We start from the raw sequence: 24,682 nt of genomic DNA, 5'->3' as shown, positions 1-24,682 counted from the left end.
TTAGCATCGCTACATGTCGATCCCCTCGGACCTCGCCCGCACCCTGGCGGCCGTCGTCGACGAGGGGACCCTGGATGCCGCGGCCCGGCGACTCCACATCACCCCGTCGGCGGTCAGCCAGCGCCTGCGCGCGCTCGAGGATCAGCTCGGTCGGGTCGTGCTCGTGCGATCGAAGCCCGTGCGGACCACCGCGGCCGGGGACGCCGTGGTCCGTCTGGCGAGACAGATCGCGCTGCTCGAGCACGACACCCTGGCCGCCATCGGAGCGGAAGGCGGTGCCGTGGCATCCGTCCCGCTCGCCGTGAACGCCGATTCGCTCGCGACGTGGTTCCTGCCGCCGTTGCAGCGCGTCGCGGAGCGTCGTCCGGTCGTGTTCGACCTCCACCGCGACGATCAGGACTTCACGGCGGGGCTGCTCGAGTCGGGGGTCGTCATGGCGGCGGTCACGTCACGCGAGGCGCCGGTGGCCGGCTGCCGCGTACGGAGCCTCGGGGTACTGCGCTACGAAGCGGTGGCCTCGGCCGGATTCGCCGCGCGGTGGTTTCCCGAAGGCGTCGACACCGCTGCCCTCGCGGCGGCGCCGGTCGTAGACTTCGATCGGCGCGACGATCTGCAGACGCAGTGGCTCGCCGCGCGCGGGGTGCCCGTAGGAGGGCCGCCGCGTCACCGGGTGCCGGCATCGCAGGACTTCGCCTCCGCGGTGTCGTTGGGCCTCGGGTGGGGGCTCCTGCCCGATTTCCAGTCGGCTGGCGGGCTCGCCGACGGCACCCTCGAGCGTCTGGGCGGTGATCCCGTCGACGTGCCCCTGTACTGGCAGCAGTGGAACCTCACCTCTCCGCTCCTCGACGACGTCGCCGACGAGGTCGTCGCCGAGGGGCGGCGTGTGCTCGCTGCCGCGGGGGTCAGTCGTCGCTGACGCGCAGGACGATCTTGCCGCGCGTGTGACCGACCTCCAGCTCGCGGTGGGCGTCGGCGGCATCCTCGAGATCGAAGACGCGGTCGACGAAGACGCGGACCGCGCCCGAGTCCAGCAGTCGCGCGATCGTGGCGAGCGCGCTGCCGTCCGGGACGACCTTGTAGCCGGTGGAGCGGATGCCGCGCGCCGAGGCGGCGTCGCGGAAACCCGGCCATGCGCCCGTCGGCACCTCGATCAGGAGTCCGCCGGGACGCAGGACCTCCAGCGAGCGCGTCCCGGTGTCGTCGATCGTGTTGCCGATCAGGTCGACGACCACATCGACGGGGGCGACGGCATCCTCGAACCGCACTGAGGTGTGGTCGATCACCTCCGCCGCGCCCAGTTCGCGCAGCCACTCGAGGTTGCGCGGTGAGCCGGTGGCGATGACGTGCGCGCCGAAGTACGCGGCGAACTGCACCGCGAAGTGGCCGACGCCGCCGCTGCCGGCGTGGATGAGGACGCGTTGGTTCGCGTGCGCCAGCGCCGTCTCGACGACGACTCCCCACGCCGTCAGAGCGGCCAGGGGCACACCCGCCGCCTCGACGTGCGAGAGCGAGGTGGGCTTGCGGGCGAGCGAGAGCGAGGGGACCACCGCGTATTCGGCGTAGGTGCCCGGTGTGCGCGGCGTCGGTGTCATGCCGAACACCTCGGTGCCGGGCGGGAACGGATGCGATTCGTACGGGGTGGCGACCACGACGCCGCTGAAGTCGTAGCCGAGTGTCGCCGGCCATGCGGCGATCGCGCCACTCGCGCCGCGACCCGCGCGGGTCTTCGCGTCGATGGGGTTGATGCCGGCGGCGACGATCCGCACGAGCACCTCGCTCATGATGGGCGTCGGGACCGGCACGGTCGCTGCGTGCAGCGCGTCGGGATCGCCGGGGGCGTCCAGGACCACGGCGCGCATGGTCTCGGGATGGGTGGGGCCCGGCGCCTCGACGCTGGCCTCGGGACGCGTCGATCGGAATCTCATCGGGCGCTCCTTCTCGGGGGTCACGTCGATGGCGACTCCGCCTCGACCCCCTCAGTCAAGCGTCACATTGTCTCGACGGTGTTACCGCTCGATCACCGTGTCGCGTCGCTGCACCGAGCATCTCCGGGGCGCTCACGCGCGATCGGGCACTCCGCCCACGGCCAGCGCATGCAGCATCGTCGACAGGTTCCCGATCTCGTCGACCGACCAATCGGCCAGTGCCTCATAGAGGCGACTCTCGTGCGGGGCGCGGGCGTCGCGGAGACGCTCGTGCCCGATCTCGGTGACGGCGATGAGCCGCGAACGCCGATCGTTCGGGTCAAGAGTGCGCGTGACCAGACCGGCAGCCTCGAGGTCGCTGATCGAACGGCTGAGGAATCCCTTGTCGGTGGCGAGTCGTTCGGCCAGAGCCGAGAGCGTGATCGGTCCGAACCGGCTCACGACCGACAGCGTCTTGAAGGTCGCCGGGAGCATCCCCGGGCTGACCCGTTCCGCCGCCTCGGCGACGTAGCGGCGGAACGTGGTCATGAGCTCCGAGAACGACGATTCGAGCGCGTTCACGGCCGCCTGCCGCTCGGCGTCGTCTTCGTTGGTCACGTCACCCATCCTCCCCCATCGGGGCGTTCGAACGGGTGTCGCGACGGGAAGTGGCATCCGCCGTCGAGACGGTTCCGGTCGTGGCGAGCACGGCCATCCCCTCCGGGACGGACACGGTCGCAAGGTCGGCTTCGCTGGCGGCGACCCGTTCGGACGTCGTCATGCGCGTGAGCGGGCGGTTCGGCAGGAACAGGATGGCGATGAGGCTCACGATCGCCACCGGCACCGCGATGAGGAAGGAATGCGCGATGGACTGGGCGTAGATGTCCTCGACGATCACGCGCACCGTGTCGGGCAGGCTCGACACCTGCGGGATCGTGCCGGACTGCAGCGCCTGCGCGACCGGCGCTCCCGCCGAGCCGAGGCCCACGATCGCGGCCTGCAGATCGGCGGCGCGGTCGGTGAACAGGGTCGTCGCCGTGCTGGCGAGCACCGCGCCCATGACGGAGACGCCGATGGTGCCGCCCAGGCTGCGGAAGAACGTCACGCCCGAGCTCGCGGCGCCCATGCGCGCCGGGTCGGCGGTGTTCTGCACGATGAGGACGAGGTTCTGCATCGTCATGCCGACACCCGCCCCGAGCAGGAACATGTACACCGAGACCAGGGCGAAGTTCGTGTCGTAGTGGATCGTGGAGAGCAGATAGGTGCCCGCGATCAACAGCGCGCCACCGGCGATGAGGAACGGCTTCCAGTGGCCCAGGCGTGTGATGAGCGCACCGACGATGACGGATGCCAGGAGCAGGCCCGCGATCATCGGGATCGTCATGACGCCGGCCTGCGTGGGCGTGGCGCCCCGCGCCATCTGCATGTACTGACTGAGGAACACCGAGGTGCCGAACATCGCCAGACCCGTGGCGATCGACGCGATCGTGGCGAGAGTGAACGTGGCGTCGCGGAAGAGCGTCAGCGGCACGAGCGGCTCGGACGAGCGCAACTCGACGACGATGAACAGGATCGCGGCGAGTACGGCGCCGCCGACCATGAGCAGGGTCTCGGTGCTGGCCCAGTCGAACGTGCGGCCCGCGTTGGTCACCCAGATCAGCAGAAGCGACACGGCGGTGGAGAGGAGGACGATGCCGAGGTAGTCGATCTTGACCTTGCGCTTGGCCCGAGCCGGGAGGTGCAGGGTCCGCTGCTGGATGAGCAGCGCCGCCACCGCGAAGGGCAGGGCGACGAAGAAGTTGAAGCGCCAGCCGAAGGCATCCGTGATGACGCCGCCGAGAAGCGGTCCGCCGACGGTGGCGACGGCCATCACGGCACCGAAGAGGCCCATGTAGCGACCGCGCTCGCGCGGGCTGATGATGTCGGCCATGATCACTTGGCTGAGCGCGGCGAGACCGCCCGCTCCGAGGCCCTGAACGGCGCGGAACGCGATGAGCATGTCGGTGTTCTGCGAGAAGCCGGCGGCGGCGGTCGCGAGGACGAAGATCGCGATCGCGACCTGGATGAGGACCTTGCGGTTGAACAGGTCGGCGAGCTTGCCCCAGATGGGCGTGGAGATCGCGGTCGTCAGCAGGGTCGCGGTGATGACCCACGTGTAGGCGTTCTGATCGCCCGACAGGTCGTGGACGATCACCGGCAGCGACGTCGAGACGACGGTCGAGGCCAGCATCGACACGAACATGCCGAGCAGCAGTCCAATGAGGGCGGGGAGCACACGCCGCGGCGCGGCGGTCTCGGGGACGGATGAGGTCATGCGGAGCTCTCCAGGGGAGGAAGAAGGATGCCGCGACGTCGTCGGCGCGTTAGTTGACGAAGATCAACTATACGCCGGATGTTTGATTTGCGTCAACTATCCCTCGAGGAGTGCGAGAGCGCGATACCTCTCCGTGGGTTCGGGGCGCGGTGCCGGTGCGCGGCCCGCCGTGGTGCGGCGGTACAGCTCGTCGATGAGCGAGGTGGCCAGCCGTACGAGCGCGGCGATCTCCTTCTCATCGCGGTCGACCCACTGGCATCGGGGCTCGTCGTCGACGGGGACGAATCCGTCGTGCTGCTCCCACGCGACCAGAGTGCGCTCCGCGCCCAGCACGTGCTGCTGCCACCACACCTGCCGCAGGTACGTGCGGGGGATCGACCGCCACGACTTGTTCGTCGTCTTGATCTCTGCCAGGACGATGCGCCCCTCGGCATCCACGACCACCCCGTCCGGGGTCGCCAGGTGACGCTTCTCCACGACCGCGTGATACAGCGCCGACGAGGGCTGGATGCCGTGCGTGGCCGCGACCCACGCGGCGATCTCGGGTTCGCGCCGACGGCCGTGAGCCGTATAGGCGTTGCCGGAGAAGTTCGACCCGAGGAGCTTGGCATCCGCCGCCCGCGCGATCGCGTTGGCGCTGGTGAGGGTCGCGACGTCGGTCGCCGTGATGCCGCGCGAACGCGCCCGGATCCACGCGACCCGGTCACGGGAATCCGCGACGATCCGCGCCTCGAGGTCGGCGCTGCGGGAGGCGACGAGCTCGGGGGACATGCGTTCGACCCTAACCCCGCGGCGCCCGGGGTCCCGCCCGGTGCCTCGGCGTGCCGCGGGCTCGGCCCGGGGGCGGGGGCGGCGGCGGTGGTGGCTGAGCGCGCGGCGGCGAGATGACCCGTGTATGCCGAATGGACCCGAGGTGAACCGGGTTTGCGGGTCTTCTCGGGGAACGGAGGTCATCTCGGCACCGTTGAGAGTGGTCCTGCACAGGTGGTGGAATGCGAAGAATCTCCACGGATGCCGGAGGACGCGGGGCCGTGAGAGGAGGCGCGCGGCACGATCGGGGGATGCACGGAGGCGCGGTGGGGGACAGTTCAACGTTGGACTTGTTCACGCGGCAAGACCTGATCTCACGGGACGTGACCGACGCGGAACTCGCGCAATCCACGGGTGGAGGCCGATGGCTTCGGCTCCAGTCCGGTGTCTACGTCGATCGCGCCGCGTACCTCGGACTGAGGTCGGCCGACCAGCACCGAATGCTCATCCTCGCGGCAATGCGGCGCACGCGCGACGGCTCCGCGGTGGTCTCGCACCTGTCCGCCAGCGTCCTACACGGGCTCCCGCAGTACCGTTTCGCGGACCGGCCGGTGGAAGTGACGGTGGCCGCCCAGGTCGGGGCGACCAGTAGACCGGGGCTCCGTCGTCATCTCGACCTCATCGACCGGGAGGACGTCACGTCGGTCGACGGCATTCCGTGCACGACTCTTGACCGCACGGTCTTCGATGTCGCGCGGACGATGCCTCTGGAGACGTCGGTCGCGTGCGCGGACGCGGCACTCCGACGCGAATCGATGGTCGCGCGACGCTTCGATGCCGTAGCCCAGGAAGCGTGGCGTGAACGCCTGCGCGAGAGAGCTGCGCGAAGACCGGGGGTGCGGGGCATACGGCGGGCTCGCTGGGTCATCGAGTTCGCGGACGGGAGAGCTGAGTTGCCCGGGGAGAGTGTCAGCCGGCTGCAGTTGTTTCGCCTCGGCTTCCGCGACTTCCACCTGCAGGTCCCGGTGCCGGGGCCGAAGGGCGCGGACTACTTCGTCGACATCGGCTTGCCGGAGATCCGCACGTTCTGGGAGTTCGACGGTGAGGTGAAGTACCGAGACCCGTCGATGCGCGGCGGTCGTTCGCTCGAGCAGGTCCTGATCGACGAGAAGAGGCGAGAGGACTGGATCCGCGGCCTGACTCAGTGGCGTGTGTGCCGCGGCAATTTCTCCGACGTCGCAACCCCCGAGGCGCTCGCCGAGCGCCTCGGGGCGTTCGGCGTGCTGACCGGCGCCAAGCGCGCGTCGAGATGACTCCCGTTTGTCGAGAGGACTCGAGACTCGGGCGAAATGTAGGCCATCTCGCGAAACAAGGGCGATCTGGGGTGGCGTGCGCCGGGTCGGGGCGCGGAGGGGCGCGGAGGGGCGCGGAGGGGCGCGGAGGGGCGCGGCGGGCCGGCGGCGGGGCGCGGCGGATTTGGCGGGGGCGGGGATGCCGGGTACAGTGGGGGCAAGCCAAAGACCGCCGGTCATCGTCGTGCGTGCACGAAGATCGAAGCGTCTGCCGAAAGGCAGAGGACCTGCGCAGGTATACGTAACTCGTCCCGATCGGGATTCCGAGCTCCGTGCGCCTGCGCCGGAGCTCTTCTTTTTTGCCGTCGCCCGGTGTCTTGGCCGGCGCCCCGCTTCCGCGGAGCGCCTCGTACACACAAGGAGTGGCCATGGCGCAGAAGGACGCATCGGTCGCCGAGCTCACGAAGCACTTCGAGAACTCGACTGCCGTTCTGCTGACCGAGTACCGCGGTCTGACGGTTGCCCAGCTCAAGCAGCTGCGCAACGACATCCGTCAGGACGCGGAGTACGCCGTGGTGAAGAACACGCTGACCAAGATCGCCGCTGCCAACGCGGGGGTCACGGGACTGGACGACGAGCTCAAGGGCCCGTCTGCCATCGCGTTCGTGCACGGCGACCCCGTCGCCGTCGCGAAGGGCCTGCGTGCCTTCGCCAAGGCTAACCCTCAGCTCGTGGTGAAGGGCGGCTACTTCGATGGCGCCGCTCTGACCGCGGATGAGGTCAACAAGCTCGCCGATCTCGAGAGCCGTGAAGTCCTGCTGGCGAAGCTCGCCGGTGCGATGAAGGCGACGATGACCAAGGCGGCATACGTCTTCCAGGCGCTTCCGTCGAAGGCCGTTCGCACGGTCGACGCGTTGCGCGAGAAGCAGGACACCGCGGCCTGACCCGGCCCGGATGACAATCCCGATCAAGGAGAAACACAATGGCTAAGCTCAGCACCGAAGAGCTGCTCGACGCGTTCAAGGAGCTCACCCTCATCGAGCTCTCCGAGTTCGTCAAGGCGTTCGAGGAGACGTTCGACGTCACCGCCGCCGCCCCCGTGGCCGTGGCCGGCCCCGCCGCCGGTGGCGCTGCCCCCGCCGAAGAGGTCGAGGAGAAGGACTCGTTCGACGTCGTCCTCGAGGCCGCCGGCGACAAGAAGATCCAGGTCATCAAGGTCGTCCGCGAGCTCACCTCGCTCGGCCTCGGCGAGGCCAAGGCCGTCGTCGACGGTGCCCCCAAGGCCGTGCTCGAGGGCGCGAACAAGGAGACCGCCGACAAGGCGAAGGAAGCCCTCGAGGCTGCCGGCGCCACGGTGACCCTCAAGTAATTCCCCGCACTTCGCGGAGACGAAGGCCCGGATGCCACTGGCATCCGGGCCTTCGTTCGTCTCCGGGGGCGACGGCGAGGCCGATGTTCACCGACTCGAAACATCCGAGTCTGGGAAATCGATATGTCTTCGTTTACGGTCGAAGGGACCCCCCGTCGATCCCCCCACCCGACGTCGCTCTGTCGCGCGTCGGTCCTTGGAGACCCATGCATCACGCACCCTCCCGCGCGCCCGCGCGCCGTTTCACCACGACCCTCAGCGCCGTCCTCGGCGCCGCATTGCTCGGATCCGCTCTGGTCCCTGCTCCCGCGTTCGCCGCCGACGGCCCCCGGGTGGTGATCAACGAGGCCTACCTGAAGGGCGGGAGCGCCGGCGCGCCGTTCACGAAGAAGTTCGTCGAGCTCTACAACGCCGGCGACACCGCCCAGGACCTGACCGGGTGGTCGCTGCAGTACCGCTCCGCAGCGAACGTCGCCGCCCCGAACGGCGCGAACACGCAGCCGCTGAGCGGATCGATCGCGCCCGGCGGGTACTACCTCATCGGGCTCCCCGGCAACGGGACGAACGGTGCCGAGCTGCCCACCCCCGACCTCACGAGCACGGGACTGAACCCGTCGGGTACGACCGGGCAGCTGTTCCTCGCCAACGTCGCCGAATCGCTCGCCCTGCCCGCGGGGGACGTGGACGACTCCCGCGTCGTGGACTTCCTCGGATACGGCGCCGGCGTGTCCTTCGAAACGGCTCCGGCTGTGGTGGACGGGTCGACCACGACTCCGAACTCGCTCGTGCGAACGGGCTTCGCCGACACCGACGACAACTCCGCCGACTTCACCAATGCCACGACGGTCACGCCGCAGGCCTCGGGCACGACGCCCGCGCCCGAGCCGACGGACCCCGAGCCGACGGACCCCGAGCCCACCGATCCTCCGACCGACGAGCCGACGACCCCCGGCACGGTCGTGCCGATTCGCGACATCCAGGGCACGGGTGCGTCGTCACCGCTGGCAGGCAGCACGGTCACGACGCGGGGCGTCGTCACCGCGGCCTACCCGACGGGCGGATACAACGGCTTCTACATCCAGACGCCCGGGACCGGCGGGAACATCGACCTGGCCACGCACACCGCGTCCGACGCCCTCTTCGTCTTCGGATCGGCCGCGACGGCCACGGTGAACAAGGGCGACTACGTCGAGGTCACGGGCAAGGTGTCCGAGTACAACTCCCTGACCGAGATCTCCGCGGCGGCGGACGGAGTGCGTGTGCTCGACGAGCTCGTTGAGGCCGTCCAGCCCGCCGCGATCGCCTGGCCCGCCACCGAAGACGAGCGCGAGAAGTTCGAGGGCATGCTCCTCGCTCCGACGGGCGACTTCACCGTCACGGACAACTACGACACCAACCGGTTCGCCATCCTGGGGCTCGCCGCTGGTACGACGCCGCTGCGGACCCCGACGGACGTCGCGCGCCCGGGGACGGAGGAGTACGACACCGCGGTAGCCGAGAACGCGGCCCGTGGCGTGATCCTCGACGATGGCGCCTCCGTGAACTACCTCACCACGGGTAAGAACGACCCGCTGCCGTACGTGTCGCTCGAGAATCCGGTGCGCGTCGGCGCGGCCGTGACGTTCCAAACCCCGGTGATCCTGGAGTTCCGCAACAAAGTGTGGACGTTCCAGCCCACCGAGCAGCTCACCGTCGCCAACGCCGGTACCGTCCAGCCCGCATCGTTCGAGAACACGCGGACGAGCGCGCCCGAGGCTGTCGGCGGCAACGTCAAGATCTCGAGCTTCAACGTGCTGAATTACTTCACCACGACCGCCGAGAGCGTCGGCTGCACCTCGACCTACGAAGACCGCGCGGGCAACCCGATCACCGCGGACACGTGCCCGAACAACGGTCCGCGAGGCGCGGCGAACGACGAGAACCTCCAGCGGCAGCAGGCGAAGATCGTCGCGGCCATCAACGGCCTCGGCGCCGACGTCGTCTCGCTCGAAGAGATCGAGAACTCGGCGCAGTTCGGCAAGGACCGCGACGCGGCGCTGTCGACCCTCGTCGGTGCGCTCAACGCGGCTCTCGGTGCGGAGCAGTGGGCCTTCGTGCCTTCGCCCGCAGCCCGGCCCGCGTCCGAGGACGTCATCCGCACCGCCTTCATCTACAAGAAGGCGGTGGTGGCACCGGTCGGCGACAGCGTCATCCTGGACGACCCCGCGTTCGCCAACGCGCGTCAGCCGCTCGCGCAGGCGTTCGCCCCGGTCGGCGACCCGGATGCCAAGATCCTCGCGATCGTGAACCACTTCAAGTCGAAGGGGTCGAGCGACGACGCGACCGGTGACAACGCCGATGACGGAATGCAAGGCGCCTTCAACGGCGATCGCGTTCGCCAGGCGGACGCCCTCGGCAACTTCGCGAAGGAGCGGTCGGCCGCGGTCGGTACGGACGACGTGTTCCTCCTCGGCGACTTCAACGCCTACACGAAGGAAGACCCGATCGAGAAGCTCCGCTCGTTCGGCTTCGAGCCGCTCGAGGCGGGGACCGGCAAGTACTCGTACTCGTACGACGGGCAATCCGGCTCGCTCGACCACATCCTGGCGTCGCCCTCGGCGCGCGAGCTGGTCACCGGAACCGACATCTGGAACATCAACGCCGTCGAGGCGCTCGCCCTGGAGTACAGCCGCTACAACTACAACGCGCTGAACTTCTACGACACCTCGCCCTACCGCTCCAGTGACCACGACCCGGTGATCGTGGGTCTGGACCTGTCGTCGACGACCGACATCAACCTTCTCGGCATCAACGACTTCCATGGCCGCCTCGATGCCAACACGGTGAAGTTCGCCGGCACGATCGAGCAGCTGCGCGACGAGTACGGTGACGACAACTCGCTCTTCCTCTCCAACGGTGACAACATCGGCGCCTCGGTGTTCGCCTCGTCGGAGTTCGGCGACAAGCCGACCATCGACGTGTTGAACGCGCTCGGCCTGGCCGCGTCGGGCACCGGCAACCACGAGTTCGACAAGGGTGCTGACGACCTCACCGGTCGGGTCTCCGACCTTGCGGACTTCCCCTACCTCGCCGCGAACGTCTTCAAGGACGGTCAGCCGATCCTGCCGGGCTACGCGATCTTCGAGGTCGACGGCGTCCGCGTGGGTGTCGTGGGTGCCGTCACCCAGCAGACCCCCACCCTGGTGACGCAGAGCGGGATCGTCGGCATCGAGTTCCGTGACCCCGTCGCCGAGGTGAACCGCGTCGTGGCCGAGATCGACGACCAGGTCGACGTGATCGTGGCGCAGTACCACGAGGGCACCGAGCTGGGCGACGCGAACGCGACGCTCGAGCAGGCCGTCGCCGACGGCGGGGTGTTCGCGAGGATCGTGAACGACACCGATCCGGCGGTGGATGCCATCTTCACCGGGCACACGCATGCGAAGTACGCGTGGGAAGCCCCTGTCCCGGGTGCGGAGCGTACGCGCCCGATCCTGCAGACGGGCAGCTACGGCGAGAACATCGGGCAGATCGTGCTGAAGGTGGACGAGGCCGGTGACGTCGTCGACTACACGGTTCGCAACGTGCCGCGCCTGGCCGCGGTCAAGCCCGAGACGAGCGCCGAACTCGACGCGCGCCTGATCGCGACCTACCCCCGGGTGAAGGAGGTCAACGACATCGTCACCGCGGCGCGCGCGGAAGCGGATGTCGTCGGCCGGGTGCCCGTCGGGTCGGTCACGGCCGACATCACCACCGCCTTCCAGGAGGGTGGATACGTCGACGGTGTGTACGCCGGCGGGAAGCGGGATGACCGCTCCAAGCCGTCCGCGCTCGGCGGGCTCGTGGCCGACGCCCTCCTCTGGAAGCTGTCGGACCCGGCTCTGGGCGGAGCCGACCTGGCCGTCGTGAACCCGGGCGGTCTGCGCGACGAGCTGCTCTACGGGGAGGACGGCGTCATCACCGTGGCGGAGGCCAACGCGGTCCTGCCGTTCGTCAACAACCTGTGGACGACGACCCTCACGGGTGACCAGCTGCGGCTCATGCTGGAGCAGCAGTGGGGCGATGCATCGGGCCGGGGGACGACGAACCTCGCGCTCGGGGTGTCGGAGAACGTCCGCTACACCTATGACGCGTCCCGGCCCGCGGGGCAGCGCGTGTCGGGCATCTGGATCGACGGGGCCCCCGTCGACCCGGCCGCCGAGTACCGCGTCGGCTCGTTCAGCTTCCTCCTCCAGGGCGGCGACAGCTTCTCGGTGTTCCGCGATGGGACCGACACCCGCGACTCCGGTCTGATCGACCGCGACGGCTGGTTCGACTTCCTGCGGAAGAACCCGGGTCTCACCCCCGACTTCACCGCCCGCGCGGTGCAGGTCTCGGGTGTCCCCGCCCAGGTGGAGCGCGGCGGATCGGCGACCTTCGCGGTCTCGAACCTCGACCTCACGTCGCTCGGTGCCCCGGCCCACACGTCGCTGTCGGCGACGCTCGGCGCCGGTCAGACCGTCGAGGTCCCGGTCGTCGGCGGCGCGGCGACGGTCACGGTCGCGGTTCCCGCCACCGCCCCCGACGCGCTCGACCTGCAGCTCATGGCGCAGCCCACCGGAACGTCGGTCACGGTGCCGCTCCGGGTCGTCGACCCGGGCGCGGGTGCGGGTGAGGGTGAGAACGCGCCGTCCGGCGGCTCGCTGGCCGTCACCGGCACCGACGGGGCGTGGCTGGGCGCGGGTGTCCTCGCCGCTCTGGCGCTCCTCGGTCTCGGCGTCGTGGTGCGGCGCCGGTCGGTGCGACAGCCCGACTGACCCACATGCGACGGGACCCCGGATGCCTGGCATCCGGGGTCCCGTTCGTGTCACAGTGCGCGCGGGGGAGCGGTCGACGCGCGCACGACCAGCCGCGTGTCGACGGTGCTCCGGGGTGGCGGCTCCTCGCCCTCGAGCATCGACAGGAGCAGACGCGTCGCCTCGACGCCCTGCGCTCCGGGATACTGCTCGATCGTCGTCAATGCGAACATCTCCGCGTAGTCGTGCCCGTCGATGCCGACCACGCTCAGCTCGGTGGGGACGGAGATGCCCATGCGGCGCGCCGCGATGATGACGCCGACCGCGACTTCGTCGCACGCCGCGACGACACCGGTGGGCCGCGAGGCCGCGTCGGCGAGGAAGGATGCCGCGGCGGCGTACGCGTCGGTGATCGTGAGTGTCGACGGGACGTTGCGGATACGCACCGCGAGCCCGCTGTCGGCCATGGCGTTGCGGTACCCGATCGAGCGCTCGTCGACGTCGCGCGCGGGGGCGTCCGTGGGCGGGGTGCTGCCGACGAACGCGATGTCGGTGTGCCCCAGCGCGATGAGGTGCTGCGTGATGATGCGGGTGATGCCGACGTTGTCCAGGCCGAGCGTCGGAATGCCCTGCAGAGGGTTCCCGATGCACACCGTCGGCTTGTCGATCGCGAGGAGGCGCTCGAGGTCGGTGTCGCCGGGCTCGAGCGCGACGGCGATGATGCCGTCGAATCTCTTGCGCGCGAGATACGTGGAGTACAGGCTCTCGCGGTCGCGGGAACCGGGCTCGGCGACGTAGAGCGTGACGTCGTACCCCTGCGAGATGAGCGAGCGTTCGACGCCTTCGATGATGGCGCCGAAATACCAGCGGTTGACCTTGGGGACGATGAGCGCCACCGTGCGCGTGCGGCCCGTTGCCAGGCTCACGGCGCTCGTCGAAGGGACATAGCCGAGGGATGCCGCGGCGTCGGTGACGCGCCGACGTGTGTCGTCGGAGACGTAGCCGCCGCCTGTCAGCGCGCGGCTTGCCGTCGACTTGGACACGCCCGCCAGGCGTGCCACATCGGCGATTCCGCTCATGAGCCGTCTTCCTTGAAGCTGGTCAACGTCCGTGTCGACGTCAGAAAGAGTATCCGACAATTCCACAAACTGGAACCGGTTCCTGCACCGTGACGCGGCGAAAGGGCGCGGGAATCCGCCAGTTATTGACTCGTGACCAAAGATTGTTGCGCAACGCGTTGTTCTCCCTTACGGTGATCTGGAATCGGTTCCCGACAGGTTCCGATGCACAGAACTCAAAGAGGAGAAATCACATGGGCATGTCACAGCGGTATCGCCTCCTGGCTCCCGTCGGGCTGTTGGCGGTCGGTGCGATCGCGCTCGCGGGCTGCGCCGAGGGCGACTCGAGCGGCTCCGGCGGTTCCAGCGAGGGGGCCACCGTTCGGATCTCCGGCGGCATCACCGGTACCGAGGCCGACGCGCTGAACCAGAGCTTCGATCAGTTCACCAAGGACACCGGCATCAAGGTCGTGTACACCGGTGACAAGAGCTTCGAGGGCAACATCGTCACCAAGGTGTCGGGCGGCGACGCTCCCGACATCGCCATCGTTCCGCAGCCCGGCCTGCTCAAGACCCTGATCGGCACCGGTGAGGTCCAGAAGGCCTCTGACGCCGTCTCGGCCAATGTCGACGAGTACTGGGGCGAGGACTGGAAGTCGTACGGCACCGAGGACGGCACCTTCTACGCCGCTCCGATGCTCGCCAACTTGAAGGGCTACGTGTGGTACTCGCCGGCGAAGTTCGCCGAGTGGGGCGTCGAGATTCCCAAGACGTTCGACGAACTCCTCACCCTCACGCAGACGATTCAGCAGAAGACGGGTGCCGCACCGTGGTGCGCCGGTTTCGCGTCCGACGCCGCTTCGGGGTGGCCGGGCACCGACTGGATCGAGGACATGGTTCTGCGTCAGTCCGGTCCTGAGGTCTACGACCAGTGGGTCGCCAACGAGGTCAAGTTCACCGACCCGCAGATCAAGCAGGCCTTCGACGCGGTGGGGGAGATCCTTCTGAACCCGTCGTACGTCAACGCCGGCTTCGGTGACGTCAAGAGCATCAACTCGACGGCGTTCGCCGACGTCGCCGCCAAGGTCGCCGACGGCAGCTGCCCGATGACGCACCAGGCGTCCTTCCTCTCGGCCAACTTCCTGACGGTCAAGACGGCTTCGGGTGAGACGCCCACCATCGCCCCCGACGGTGATGTCTACGCGTTCCTCCTCCCGGGCGTCAAGGAGGGCGAGCTGGCCGTCGAGGGTGGCGGCGAGTTCGTTGCGGCCTTCTCCGAGGACGAGAGCGTTCAGAAGGTCGTCGAGTACATGTCGACCCCCGAGTTCGCCGATGCCCGTGTCAAGCTCGGCGGCGTCATCTCCGCCAACAAGGGTGCCGACCCGTCCCTGGCCTCCAGCGAGTTCCTCACCGAGGCGATGAAGACGCTGCAGGACCCGAAGACCACGCTCCGCTTCGACGCGTCGGACCTCATGCCGGCCACCGTGGGTGCCGGTTCGTTCTGGAAGGGCATGGTCAGCTGGATCGACGGCACGCCCACCGACGAGGTGCTCAGCAACATCCAGGCCGGTTACAACAACTGACCTCGATCCCCTGACCGGTGGGCCGTCCGCTTCGGCGGGCGGTCCACCGGTACCGTAAGCCTCACGGTGCCGCAGTGCGGCCCGTCCGACGATGAACACGACGGTGTGTTCGGGAGGGAAGTCATGACCCAGCTCAGGCAGGCGGAGAAGCCCTCGGCATCTCCCCGACGCGAGGCGCCGGATGCCGCCACGGCAGCCCGCGATCTCGCACGAAGGCATCGGACGACCCTGATGGTCGTCGTCATCGCGCTCATCGCCGCGGTGGCACTGTTCCTCTTCATGGTCACGCGGGCACCGTCCGAGACCAGGCCGACGACGATCGGCATCTCCCTCAACAGCTTCTTCCAGACGCTGGGCGGGATGAATCCGCTGGTGCAGATCCCGCTCATCCTCCTCGTGTTCGGCGCGGTCGTGGGTCTGCTGCTGCTCCTCATCGAGTACGCACCGCGGTCGGGCACGGGATATTTCTGGCTCCGACTGGTCGCGTGCTTCGGCATCCCGATCCTGGCGTTCATGCTGCTTCGCCCGTACCAGAACGCCGTGATCTACGTCCTCGGGATCGCCGTCATCCTCGGTGGCATCCTGTTCTACGCCGACTACCGGTCGCGTCAGGGCGCAGGGTACCTGTTCCAGCTGGTGCTGTTCGCGGCACCGGCCGCGATCCTGCTGCTCATGGGCCTGGTCTACCCGGCGCTGTCGACGCTCGTGCAGTCGTTCATGGACAAGACCGGCGAGAACTTCGTCGGCTTCGAGAACTACGTCTGGACGTTCACCAACCCGGAGGGCTTCTGGTCGGTCATCAACACCCTCATCTGGGTGCTCCTGGCTCCGACCTTCGCCACCGCGATCGGCCTGGCCTACGCCGTCTTCATCGACCGCGCGGCGGGGGAGCGGTTCCTCAAGGTCCTCATCTTCATGCCGTTCGCGATCTCGTTCGTCGGTGCGGGCATCATCTGGAAGTTCGTCTACGACTTCCGCCAGGGCGACCAGATCGGCATCCTGAACGCGATCGTGACCGGTCTGGGCGGCGATCCCGTGTCGTGGCTCGCGGCGACCCCGCTGATCAACACCCTCCTGCTGGTCGTGGTGTTCATCTGGAGCCAGACGGGCCTCGCGATGGTCATTCTGTCCGCCGCGATCAAGGCCGTCCCGCCGGAGCAGATGGAGGCCGCCGAACTCGACGGCGCGAACGCCTGGGAGCGCTTCATCAACGTCACCGTTCCCGGCATCCGCTCGTCGCTGATCGTGGTGCTCACCACGATCGCCATCGGCGCGCTGAAGATCTACGACATCGTCGCGGTCATGACCGGTGGTCGCAACGACTCCACCGTCCTCGCCTTCGAGATGGTCAACCAGCAGCAGCGGTTCCAGAGCTACGGGCATTCCGCGGCGCTGGCCGTGGTGCTGTTCCTGTTCGTCCTGCCGCTGATCATTTTCAACGTGCGTCAGATCCGGAAGCAGAGGGAAGTGCGATGACCACCTCCACCGTGGTGCTCGAGCCCACCGAAGACACACGCTCGGCCCGTCAGGTCGCCCGCGACACGCGCCGCCACGAGGCGATGGCGCGCAAGCGTCTCACCTCCAAGGGCGCGACGATCGCGGCGATCGCGATCGCGTTCTTCTGGACGATCCCCACCTTCGGCCTCCTGGTGACCTCGTTCCGCCCCGGCTCCGACACCCAGTCGACCGGATGGTGGACCGCCTTCGTCGACCCGTCGTTCACGCTCGAGAACTATCGTCTCGCGCTGACGTCGGGCGGGACGGCGCTCACCCTGGCCGCGTCGTTCCTGAACTCGCTGGCGATCACGATCCCGGTCGTGTTCTTCGCGCTGGCGATCGCGTCGCTCATCGCGTACGCCTTCGCGTGGATCGACTTCAAGGGCCGGAACTTCTTCTTCATCTTCATCTTCGCGCTGCAGATCGTGCCGCTGCAGATGGCCCTCGTTCCGCTGCTCAGCCTGTTCTCGCGCGGACTCACCATCAACGACGTGACGATCTTCCCCGGCTTCGAGCTGCGCGGTATCGAGCACAGCTTCGCGACGGTGTGGATCGCCCACGTGATCTTCGCGATGCCGTTGGCCATCTTCCTGCTGCACAACTTCATCGCCGAGATCCCGCACGAGGTGATCGAGGCGGCCCGTGTCGACGGCGCGGGTCACGGCCAGGTGTTCTTCCGCCTGATCCTGCCTCTCGCGGCTCCCGCGCTGGCGTCGTTCGCGGTGCTGGAGTTCATCTGGGTGTGGAACGACCTGCTCGTGGCGACGATCTTCGCGCCATCGTCCTCGCTACCGCTGACGCAATCGCTGAACTCGCTGTCGGGGACGTGGGGCGACCAGTGGTTCCTGCAGTCGGCGGGAACGTTCATCTCGATCCTCGTTCCGCTGATCGTCTTCTTCCTGCTGCAGCGCTTCTTCGTCCGGGGCCTGCTCGCCGGAGCGACGAAGGGCTGACGCTCGCACGAACACGGAAGGGCGTGGCATCCATCGATCGGATGCCACGCCCTTCGGTGTGTGCGGGACGCGTCAGCCCGCGCAGGACAGACGGGTCTGAATGTCGCGCATCGCGTCGATCTCGGCGGACTGGCCGGTGATGATCGCCTGCGCGACCTCTTTCACGCGCGGATCGCTGCCCAGCTCGATCACGGCCTCGGCCATGGGAATGGCTCCCTGGTGGTGCCGGATCATGAGATCGAGGAAGAGGCAGTCGGCGGGCTGTCCGTCCAGGTCGCGCAGCTGATCGAGCTCGGCATCCGTCGCCATCCCCATCTGGGAGAGCAGGTCGTCCTGCGACAGCGCCGACGTGTCGCCGTGGCTGTGCGCGCCGGAGGAAGCCATCCACTGCATCAGCGGCTGCGACGACGCCTGCGGGACGCCCCACTGCACGAGCCAGCCGAACATCTCGCCGCGCTGGCCGGACTGGGTCGTCGCGATGTCGTACGACAGGGTGCGCAGCTCATCGTCGGAGGTCTTGCGGTAGATCTCCATCGCCATCTGCACTGCTTGGGTGTGGTGGACCTGCATGTCGCGGGCGAAGCCGGCGTCGGCGGACGTGCTGGACGGGGTCACCGGTGCCGCCGTCGCGCCGAACGCCGTGAACCGTCCGACGGCGAAGGCCACGGCGAGAAGCGCGACGACCGCGACGGCGACCACGAGGCGTCGCGTCGTGGGGCGGGCGACGGGGGCGTCGTCGCTCACCTCACTCCCTGCCGGGACCGTCGATCGCGCCCGTGCACGCGGCGTTGGGCTCGGGCGCGTTCTGGCTGCGCCAGTACTCGGTGAAGAACTCCTTGATGCGCGGGTCGGCCGGGTCGTCGACCTTGAGCTGGTGGTTCCACGCGCTCACCGCGACGGGGGTGTCCATCCCGGGGTACGGCGAGAGGATCGCGTAGCTGGAGGGCAGGACGGCCTTGAGCGTGTCGATCCCGGCCTCGTCGACGCGCTCCGGGTCGTAGGTGATCCAGATCGCGCCGTGCTCGAGGGAGTGCACCGCGTTCTCGTTCTGCTGCGGTTCGCTGTAGACACCGCAGTTCAGCCAGTACGGATTGTGGGGTCCACCGGCGGGCGGGGTCTGTTCGTAGGTGACCGACCCCTGCACGTGGTCGGAGCGGTTCTGGAACGTCTGGACGCCGTCGATCTCGCGTCCTGTGGTGTTCCCCGCCTGGTAGCTGGGCGCCGGAGCGGGAGCGAAGACGAAGGATGCCACGACGACGGCGATCACGGCCAGGACGGCCGTCGAACCGACGACCCACCACACCACCTTGCTGCGCTTGCGACGCGCGATCTGCTTCTGGTACTCGGCGAGCTTCTCTTGACGCTTCTGCTCGCGTTGCTGCTTGACCGTCAGGTCGATGTCGGCCCGAGTGGCGGGGTTGCCGCTCGTGCGCTTGTCGGGGGAGGGGCTCATGCGGTGTGTGCTGTCTCTCTCTGGGGCGGGAGGCTCGGCGGGCGATGCGCCTAGCCTATGCGGGTGAATGCGGAGACGACCTGAGAGCAACCCCCGAACGGGGGTGGTGATCGGCCGAGATCGCGCGATAAGATAACGACGTCGAATCGATTCGAGGTTCGATGCCCCCCGAAATTTCCGCCCGGTCTGCCGCCGGGCAATCCGTGTTGCAAACGAACGGACGCCGTGCTCGACACCGCCTCTCAGCCCGTGATCCCGCCCTCCTCCCGTGGCGGCTCCCCGACGACGGGTGCCATCCGCGCGCTCGGGAGCAATCCCGAGACCGCCCCGGTGGTCCTTCACCCGGGCGACAGCATCTCGGCGCGGCGTCGTGTCCTCTACATCGTGCTGCTGGGTGCACTGACCGCCCTCGGCCCGTTCACCATCGACCTCTACCTCCCCGCGTTCCCCGTGCTGGAGGCCGATTTCCAGACCTCGGCGGCCGCGATCCAGTTGACGCTGACCGGCACGATGATCGGCTTCGCGCTCGGGCAGCTCATCGTGGGTCCCCTCAGCGACAAGGTCGGTCGCCGCATTCCCCTGCTCGCCGTGACCGCGCTGCATGTGGCCGCCAGCGTCTTCGCCGCGCTGTCGCCGACCCTCGGGACCCTCTCGATCGCGCGCGTCCTCATGGGGGCCGGCGCAGCGGCGGGCGGTGTCGTCGCTGCCGCGATCGTCCGTGACCTCTTCGGCGGCCGCCGTCTGGTCGTCATGCTCTCGCGACTCGCGCTGGTCTCGGGCGTCGCCCCGGTGCTGGCGCCCCTGGCCGGGTCGCTGCTGCTCTCGGTGATGCCGTGGCGCGGGATCTTCTGGGTGCTCGCGGCCTACGGGGCCGTGATGCTCGTCTCCGCGATCGCCTTCGTGCCCGAGACGCTGCCCGCTGCGCGGCGCGGAGGCAAGGGCGCGACGACCGTCTGGCAGCGGTACGCCAGCGTGTTCCGTGACCGGGTCTTCGTCGGGGTCCTCGTGATCGGGGCGATGACCTTCAGCGGTCTCTTCTCGTACTTGTCGGCGTCGTCCTTCCTGTTCCAGCAGAGCTACGGCTTCGACGCGCAGCAGTACGGGGTGCTGTTCGCCGCCAACTCGGTCGGTCTCGTGATCGGCGTGCAGGTCGCGTCCCGGCTCGCGGCGCAGTTCGGACCCCAGTGGGTGCTCGCCTTCTCCACCGCGTCGCTCGTGCTGTGGGGGATCGTCATCGTCGTGTTCGATCAGCTCGGTTTCGGACTCTGGGGAACCGTCATCCCGCTGTTCCTGTTCATGACATCGTGCGGTTTCACGTTCCCGTGCGCGCAGGTGCTCGCGCTCGACCGGCACGGCAAGGCCGCGGGCACGGCGCAGTCGATCATCGGCGCGTCGAACTTCGGCATCGCCGGTGTCATCTCGCCCGTCGTGGGTCTGCTCGCCACGGGTACCGGTATCACCGCCACGACCATGGCATCCGTCATGGTGGGCTGCGCGATCATCGGCGTCCTCGCGCTCTGGCTTCTGGTGCGTCCTCGCACCGTCGCCCGTCTCGCGCCCTGAGCGCCGGTCGAGAACAGTAGCAGAGGGCGGGTCGGCGGGCCCGATGCTCCCCGGAACCCGATCGGACGGGCATCATGGGCCGATGGACCTGCATCCGGAGTACCCGCCGATCGTGACGGTGCGCTCCGAGCGCGTGCGGGCCGTCCTCGGTCTCGTGCTCATCGCTCTCGCGTGCGGACTCGGCGCCTGGGTGTACTTCCGCGGGCCGAGTCCCTTCGCGATCGACGTGTGGTGGAACCAGCTGTTCGCGTCCGCGCCCCTCCAGCCGCTGCTCACGATCGCGCTGGCGATGAACCAGGTCGGTGGATACATCACCGCGATCCTCATCGTCCCGCTCGGGGGAGCGCTCGCGCTCTTCCTCACCGGGCGGCGGTGGACGGCGGTGTACTTCCTCGCGGCGTCCGCGGGAAGCGCGCTGCTCGTCCAGGTGCTCAAGCACACGTTCGGCCGCGCGCGTCCGGAGGACATCCTCGTGCTGGCCGACTACGGCTCCTTCCCCTCGGGACACACCGCGAATGCGGCGACCATCGCGGTCGTGGCGGCGATCGTCTTCCCCACGGTGTGGGTGCGCGTGGCCGGGGCCGCGTGGATCGTCCTGATGGCGTTCAGCCGCACGTACCTGCACGCCCACTGGCTCTCTGACACCGTCGGGGGCGCGCTCGTGGGTGCCGGTGCCGCGCTCGTGCTGGCGGTGGTCTTCTCCCGTCTCCGTGCGCGGGACGACGACCGGGCCACGCTCCGCCGCCGTCGGCGGATTCCGGATGCCGCGTCGTCGGCGCCCTCCTAGGCTGACGGCATGAGCGACACAGCGCCGTCCGTTCCCGGTTCCGCCGACGACCCCGAACTCGCGCGGCTGCGTGCCGAGGCCGAAGCCGCGGAGGCGGAACTGCGCCTGGCCCGCGCCCGTGCCGACCTCGCCGCGGCGGAAGCCGCCGCCGCACGTGCCCGCGCCGCGACGAGCGGTCACGCGGCCGCGGAGCCGGTTCCCGCGGAGACGGTTCCCGCGGAGCCGGCGGTCGAGACGCCGCCGGCGGCACCCGCGGCGCCGCTCCCGGCTGCGGCCGCTCCGCTCACCGACGCGCAGGTCGCCACGATCGCCGCGGGATACACCGGGACAGCGCCCGCCCTCGACCTCGGCGTGCTGGTGAACGGTGAGCCCGTGGCATCCGTTCCCGTCCGCATCCCCCTCGCGATGACAAACCGCCACGGCCTCGTCGCCGGAGCCACGGGAACAGGGAAGACCCGCACACTGCAACTGCTGGCCGAGCAGCTGTCGGCGAACGGCGTGGCCGTCTTCGCGGCGGACATCAAGGGCGACCTCTCGGGTATCGCCGCCCCGGGCGTCGCGAGTGAGAAGCTCCTCGCTCGCACGGCCGCGCTCGGACAGGACTGGTCCCCGCGGGCGTACCCGACGGAGTTCTACGCGCTGGGCGACGACGCCGGGTCGGGGATCCCGGTGCGCGCGACGGTGTCCGGCTTCGGGCCGCTGCTCCTGAGCCGCGTGCTCGGGCTGAACGCCACGCAGGAGTCCAGCCTCGGTCTCGTCTTCCACTACGCCGACGAGAAGGGTCTGGCGCTCGTCGACCTCTCCGATCTGCGCGCCGTTTTGACCTTCCTCACCAGTGACGAGGGGAAGAGCGAGCTGAAGGACCTCGGCGGGCTCTCCGGCGCGACGGCCGGTGTCATCCTGCGTGAGCTCGTCGCGTTCTCCGCCGCGGGGGCGGACACGTTCTTCGGCGAGCCCGAGCTGGACGTCTCCGCCTTCCTGCGCACGACGGCCCAGGGCGAGGGCGTGGTGAGCCTCCTCGAGGTGCCGAACGTCGCGTCGCGCCCGGAGCTCTACTCGACGTTCCTCATGTACCTGCTCGCCGAGCTGTATGAGGTGCTGCCCGAGGTCGGCGACCTCGACAAGCCGAAGCTCGTGTTCTTCTTCGACGAGGCGCACCTTCTGTTCCGCGATGCCTCGAAGGCGTTCCTCGCGGCGATCACCCAGACGGTGCGGCTGATCCGGTCGAAGGGTGTCGGCGTCTTCTTCGTCACGCAGACGCCGAAGGACGTCCCGGGCGACGTGCTCGCGCAGCTCGGCTCGCGCGTGCAGCACGCTCTGCGCGCCTTCACCCCCGACGACGCGACCGCCCTCCGCGCCTCCGTCCGCACGTACCCGGCGTCGGGATACGACCTCGAGCGCGTGCTCCAGGAGCTCGGAACGGGCGAGGCGATCGTGACGGTCATGGACGAGCGCGGCACGCCGACCCCGGTCGCGTGGACGCGGCTGTTCGCGCCGCGGGCGTCGATGTCGCCGATTCCCGCGACCGACCTCGCCGCCGCGGTCTCGGCATCCCCCCTCTTCGCGCAGTACGGCACCCCGATCGATGGGGAGTCGGCGCGCGAGATCCTCGCGGCCCGCATGCAGGCGGCGACCGAGGCGCGCGAGGCCGCCGAACGGGCGAAGCGGGCCGCCGCCGACGAGGCGGAGTACGCCAAGCAGAAGGCCGCGATCGACAAGGCGCACGCGGAAGCGCAGAAGAAGGCGCAACGCGAGTACGACCGGCTCCTCAAGAGCACGGCCGCACCCGCGCGGCGTTCGACGCCGTCCGCGGGGCCGCTGGACGATCTGCTCGGCCGAGGGTCGACGAAGACGATCCTCAACGGCGTGATCCGAGGCATCTTCGGCACGGGTCGCCGCCGCTGATCCGGATCAGCCCCGGCGGACCTCGAGGGGCATCGTCGAGGTGTCGATGAGCGGGTCGTCGTCCTGACGGGCGACGACGGCCTCGGCCTCGGCGGGGGTCTCCACCGCCGGGACGGACCCCAGGAGCGGTCGGCGCGCGCTCTCGCGCATCGACATCAGAGCGATGAGACCGAGTGCGGCGAAGAACATGATGTAGAACGCGGGCATGAGCGTGTTCCCCGTCCACTCGATGAGCGCCTGACTGAACAGGGGGGTCGTCCCGCCGAACAGCGACACCGCAATGTTGTACGCCACGGCCATCGCCCCGAAGCGCGAGGCCGTCGGGAACAGCGCCGGCAGAGCGGATGCCGAGATCGCGACGTAGAACGCGACCGGCACGGCCGCGAGGAACAGCGCCACCACGACGGCCCACAGCTCGCCGATCTGCATGATGAGGAACGCGGGGACGAGCAGCAGGAGCGCGGAGCCGGCCGCGATCGCGTAGACGGGCTTGCGGCCGATGCGGTCGCTGAGCTTGCCGATGAAGGGCAGTGCCGCCGACATCACGATCAGAACCGGGACGGTCGCGACCGCTGCGCCGAGGTTGGAGATGCCCACCTCCGTCTCGAGGTACGTGGGCATGTAGCTCGTGAGGGCGTATCCGGCGGTGTTCGTCGCCGCGACGAGCGCGATGCCGATGAGCAGCGCGCGCCAGTGGTGGCGGACGATGCCCGCGAGCCCCTGCCGGGCCATCGGGTCGTCGGAGTTGCTCTGCTGGGCGGCCTCGGCGGCGTGGGTCTGCTCGAAGGACGGCGTCTCGGGGATGCGAAGGCGGAAGTAGATCGCGACGATGCCGAGGGGAATCGCGAGCAGGAACGGGATGCGCCAACCGTACTCGACCATCGCGTCATCGCCCGAGATCGCGGTCGTGACGACGGTGGTCAGCGCCACCGCCGAGGCTCCCGCGGCGAACCCGACGTAGGAGCCGACATCGAGCCATGACGACCAGAAGCCGCGGCTGCGGTCGGGGGAGAATTCCGAGACGTACGTCGTCGCGCCGGCGTACTCGCCGCCCGTCGAGAAGCCCTGCACCATCTTCAGCAGGTACAGCGGGACGATCGCCCACAGTCCGATCGCCGAGGAGGTGGGCAGCAGACCGATGAGGGCGGTGGCCGCGGCCATCATCGCCATCGTGAGGAACAGCACCTTCTGGCGCCCGATGCGGTCGCCGAGGGGACCGAGGACGAAACCGCCGAAGGGACGCACGAGGAACGAGATCGCAAAGCCCAGGAGGGTCACGAGCAGGCCCCATGGCTCGGGCAGGTCGGACGTGAAGACGACGGCGAGCGTCACGGCGAGGTAGCCGTAGATGCCGAAGTCGAACCACTCCATGAAGTTGCCGACGACGGTGCCGCCGATAGCGGTGCGAACGCGCTTTTTGTCGACGACGATGACGTCGTCGACCTCGAGACGGGGGGCTTCGGATGCCGCGGGGGATTGCTGGCTCATCCTTCTACCCCT

General features: G+C 69.0%; 19 protein-coding genes. 11 read left to right on the top strand and 8 right to left on the bottom strand.

Translation table 11 applies throughout. The annotated features are described in order from the left end of the window. Positions 1 to 13 precede the first annotated feature (13 nt). A complete protein-coding gene (locus AC3WLZ_RS12840; RefSeq protein WP_492470286.1) occupies positions 14 to 916 on the top strand; it encodes a LysR family transcriptional regulator ArgP in 903 nt (300 codons plus the stop codon). Here AC3WLZ_RS12840 and AC3WLZ_RS12835 read toward each other — a convergent pair. The 4 genes from AC3WLZ_RS12835 to AC3WLZ_RS12820 form a co-directional block, all read right to left on the bottom strand. Continuing rightward, positions 903 to 1,925 (bottom strand): NADP-dependent oxidoreductase, encoded by a 1,023-nt coding sequence (locus AC3WLZ_RS12835; protein WP_492470285.1) that lies wholly within the window; start codon positions 1,923 to 1,925, stop codon positions 903 to 905. The genes AC3WLZ_RS12840 and AC3WLZ_RS12835 overlap by 14 nt on opposite strands. A 132-nt stretch (positions 1,926 to 2,057) precedes the next feature. Further along, positions 2,058 to 2,522, bottom strand: a complete 465-nt coding sequence (locus AC3WLZ_RS12830) for a MarR family winged helix-turn-helix transcriptional regulator (RefSeq protein ID WP_412925301.1) — start codon at positions 2,520 to 2,522, stop codon at positions 2,058 to 2,060. 1 nt (position 2,523) lies between these two features. Continuing rightward, positions 2,524 to 4,218 (bottom strand): MDR family MFS transporter, encoded by a 1,695-nt coding sequence (locus AC3WLZ_RS12825; protein WP_412925300.1) that lies wholly within the window; start codon positions 4,216 to 4,218, stop codon positions 2,524 to 2,526. A gap of 96 nt (positions 4,219 to 4,314) precedes the next feature. Continuing rightward, complete coding sequence (locus AC3WLZ_RS12820; protein WP_492470284.1) at positions 4,315 to 4,989, bottom strand: YqaJ viral recombinase family protein; 675 nt, start codon at positions 4,987 to 4,989, stop codon at positions 4,315 to 4,317. A 323-nt stretch (positions 4,990 to 5,312) separates the two neighbouring features. Here AC3WLZ_RS12820 and AC3WLZ_RS12815 point away from each other — a divergent pair, with 323 nt between their 5' ends. The 4 genes from AC3WLZ_RS12815 (at position 5,313) to AC3WLZ_RS12800 (ending at position 12,404) form a co-directional block, all read left to right on the top strand. Beyond that, positions 5,313 to 6,281 carry a hypothetical protein gene (locus tag AC3WLZ_RS12815; protein WP_492470283.1) on the top strand — a complete coding sequence of 323 codons (969 nt, stop codon included), beginning with the start codon at positions 5,313 to 5,315 and terminating at the stop codon, positions 6,279 to 6,281. A gap of 407 nt (positions 6,282 to 6,688) precedes the next feature. Then, on the top strand, positions 6,689 to 7,204 hold the full coding sequence (rplJ, locus tag AC3WLZ_RS12810; protein WP_138177968.1) for a 50S ribosomal protein L10: 516 nt from the start codon (positions 6,689 to 6,691) through the stop codon (positions 7,202 to 7,204). A gap of 38 nt (positions 7,205 to 7,242) precedes the next feature. Then, on the top strand, positions 7,243 to 7,629 hold the full coding sequence (gene rplL, locus AC3WLZ_RS12805; protein ID WP_058232706.1) for a 50S ribosomal protein L7/L12: 387 nt from the start codon (positions 7,243 to 7,245) through the stop codon (positions 7,627 to 7,629). 206 nt (positions 7,630 to 7,835) lie between these two features. Then, the gene (locus tag AC3WLZ_RS12800) at positions 7,836 to 12,404 is read left to right on the top strand and encodes an ExeM/NucH family extracellular endonuclease (RefSeq protein ID WP_492470282.1); all 4,569 of its coding nucleotides are present in this window, start codon (positions 7,836 to 7,838) and stop codon (positions 12,402 to 12,404) included. Between the two features lie 50 nt (positions 12,405 to 12,454). On the opposite strand, the gene AC3WLZ_RS12795 is transcribed toward AC3WLZ_RS12800, so the two are convergent. Further along, positions 12,455 to 13,462: a LacI family DNA-binding transcriptional regulator gene (locus AC3WLZ_RS12795; protein ID WP_412925296.1), complete on the bottom strand. Its 1,008-nt coding sequence runs from the start codon at positions 13,460 to 13,462 to the stop codon at positions 12,455 to 12,457. A 233-nt stretch (positions 13,463 to 13,695) separates the two neighbouring features. On the opposite strand from AC3WLZ_RS12795, the gene AC3WLZ_RS12790 reads away from it, so the two are divergent. From AC3WLZ_RS12790 to AC3WLZ_RS12780, 3 genes are all read left to right on the top strand, one after another. After that, a complete protein-coding gene (locus AC3WLZ_RS12790; RefSeq protein WP_412925295.1) occupies positions 13,696 to 15,024 on the top strand; it encodes an ABC transporter substrate-binding protein in 1,329 nt (442 codons plus the stop codon). Between the two features lie 123 nt (positions 15,025 to 15,147). Next, on the top strand, positions 15,148 to 16,500 hold the full coding sequence (locus AC3WLZ_RS12785) for a carbohydrate ABC transporter permease (RefSeq protein WP_492470281.1): 1,353 nt from the start codon (positions 15,148 to 15,150) through the stop codon (positions 16,498 to 16,500). Next, positions 16,497 to 17,474 (top strand): carbohydrate ABC transporter permease, encoded by a 978-nt coding sequence (locus AC3WLZ_RS12780; RefSeq protein ID WP_412925293.1) that lies wholly within the window; start codon positions 16,497 to 16,499, stop codon positions 17,472 to 17,474. The genes AC3WLZ_RS12785 and AC3WLZ_RS12780 overlap by 4 nt, the downstream gene beginning before the upstream one ends. A gap of 72 nt (positions 17,475 to 17,546) precedes the next feature. On the opposite strand, the gene AC3WLZ_RS12775 is transcribed toward AC3WLZ_RS12780, so the two are convergent. Then, a complete protein-coding gene (locus tag AC3WLZ_RS12775) occupies positions 17,547 to 18,218 on the bottom strand; it encodes a DUF305 domain-containing protein (protein WP_492470280.1) in 672 nt (223 codons plus the stop codon). A gap of 1 nt (position 18,219) precedes the next feature. Beyond that, complete coding sequence (locus tag AC3WLZ_RS12770; protein ID WP_412925291.1) at positions 18,220 to 18,927, bottom strand: thioredoxin-like domain-containing protein; 708 nt, start codon at positions 18,925 to 18,927, stop codon at positions 18,220 to 18,222. 225 nt (positions 18,928 to 19,152) lie between these two features. On the opposite strand from AC3WLZ_RS12770, the gene AC3WLZ_RS12765 reads away from it, so the two are divergent. The 3 genes from AC3WLZ_RS12765 (at position 19,153) to AC3WLZ_RS12755 (ending at position 23,182) form a co-directional block, all read left to right on the top strand. Further along, positions 19,153 to 20,490, top strand: coding sequence for a multidrug effflux MFS transporter (locus AC3WLZ_RS12765; protein WP_412925290.1), 1,338 nt, complete (start codon positions 19,153 to 19,155; stop codon positions 20,488 to 20,490). Between the two features lie 82 nt (positions 20,491 to 20,572). Continuing rightward, on the top strand, positions 20,573 to 21,277 hold the full coding sequence (locus AC3WLZ_RS12760) for a phosphatase PAP2 family protein (protein WP_492470279.1): 705 nt from the start codon (positions 20,573 to 20,575) through the stop codon (positions 21,275 to 21,277). A 9-nt stretch (positions 21,278 to 21,286) separates the two neighbouring features. Next, entirely contained in the window at positions 21,287 to 23,182 is a 1,896-nt protein-coding gene (locus AC3WLZ_RS12755; RefSeq protein WP_492470278.1) for a helicase HerA-like domain-containing protein, read from the top strand. A 6-nt stretch (positions 23,183 to 23,188) separates the two neighbouring features. Here the strand turns inward: AC3WLZ_RS12755 and AC3WLZ_RS12750 are convergent, their stop codons facing one another. Then, on the bottom strand, positions 23,189 to 24,670 hold the full coding sequence (locus AC3WLZ_RS12750) for an MFS transporter (protein WP_492470277.1): 1,482 nt from the start codon (positions 24,668 to 24,670) through the stop codon (positions 23,189 to 23,191). Between the last annotated feature and the right edge of the window lie 12 nt (positions 24,671 to 24,682).

Source organism: Microbacterium sp. FW305-3-2-15-F-LB2, assembly GCF_058787255.1.
The sequence above is the reverse complement of the archived record's forward strand: the minus strand, read 5'-3'. Positions and strand labels throughout refer to the sequence as shown.

Bases quoted from the DNA above. Each gene is read 5' to 3' on its own strand.
- AC3WLZ_RS12820 (WP_492470284.1), bottom strand. From the start codon at position 4,989: ATGTCCCCCGAGCTCGTCGCCTCCCGCAGCGCCGACCTCGAGGCGCGG.
- AC3WLZ_RS12780 (WP_412925293.1), top strand. From the start codon at position 16,497: ATGACCACCTCCACCGTGGTGCTCGAGCCCACCGAAGACACACGCTCG.
- AC3WLZ_RS12835 (WP_492470285.1), bottom strand. From the start codon at position 1,925: ATGAGATTCCGATCGACGCGTCCCGAGGCCAGCGTCGAGGCGCCGGGC.
- AC3WLZ_RS12760 (WP_492470279.1), top strand. From the start codon at position 20,573: ATGGACCTGCATCCGGAGTACCCGCCGATCGTGACGGTGCGCTCCGAG.
- AC3WLZ_RS12790 (WP_412925295.1), top strand. From the start codon at position 13,696: ATGGGCATGTCACAGCGGTATCGCCTCCTGGCTCCCGTCGGGCTGTTG.
- AC3WLZ_RS12840 (WP_492470286.1), top strand. From the start codon at position 14: ATGTCGATCCCCTCGGACCTCGCCCGCACCCTGGCGGCCGTCGTCGAC.
- AC3WLZ_RS12785 (WP_492470281.1), top strand. From the start codon at position 15,148: ATGACCCAGCTCAGGCAGGCGGAGAAGCCCTCGGCATCTCCCCGACGC.
- rplL (WP_058232706.1), top strand. From the start codon at position 7,243: ATGGCTAAGCTCAGCACCGAAGAGCTGCTCGACGCGTTCAAGGAGCTC.
- AC3WLZ_RS12795 (WP_412925296.1), bottom strand. From the start codon at position 13,462: ATGAGCGGAATCGCCGATGTGGCACGCCTGGCGGGCGTGTCCAAGTCG.
- AC3WLZ_RS12800 (WP_492470282.1), top strand. From the start codon at position 7,836: ATGCATCACGCACCCTCCCGCGCGCCCGCGCGCCGTTTCACCACGACC.
- rplJ (WP_138177968.1), top strand. From the start codon at position 6,689: ATGGCGCAGAAGGACGCATCGGTCGCCGAGCTCACGAAGCACTTCGAG.
- AC3WLZ_RS12825 (WP_412925300.1), bottom strand. From the start codon at position 4,218: ATGACCTCATCCGTCCCCGAGACCGCCGCGCCGCGGCGTGTGCTCCCC.
- AC3WLZ_RS12755 (WP_492470278.1), top strand. From the start codon at position 21,287: ATGAGCGACACAGCGCCGTCCGTTCCCGGTTCCGCCGACGACCCCGAA.
- AC3WLZ_RS12770 (WP_412925291.1), bottom strand. From the start codon at position 18,927: ATGAGCCCCTCCCCCGACAAGCGCACGAGCGGCAACCCCGCCACTCGG.
- AC3WLZ_RS12750 (WP_492470277.1), bottom strand. From the start codon at position 24,670: ATGAGCCAGCAATCCCCCGCGGCATCCGAAGCCCCCCGTCTCGAGGTC.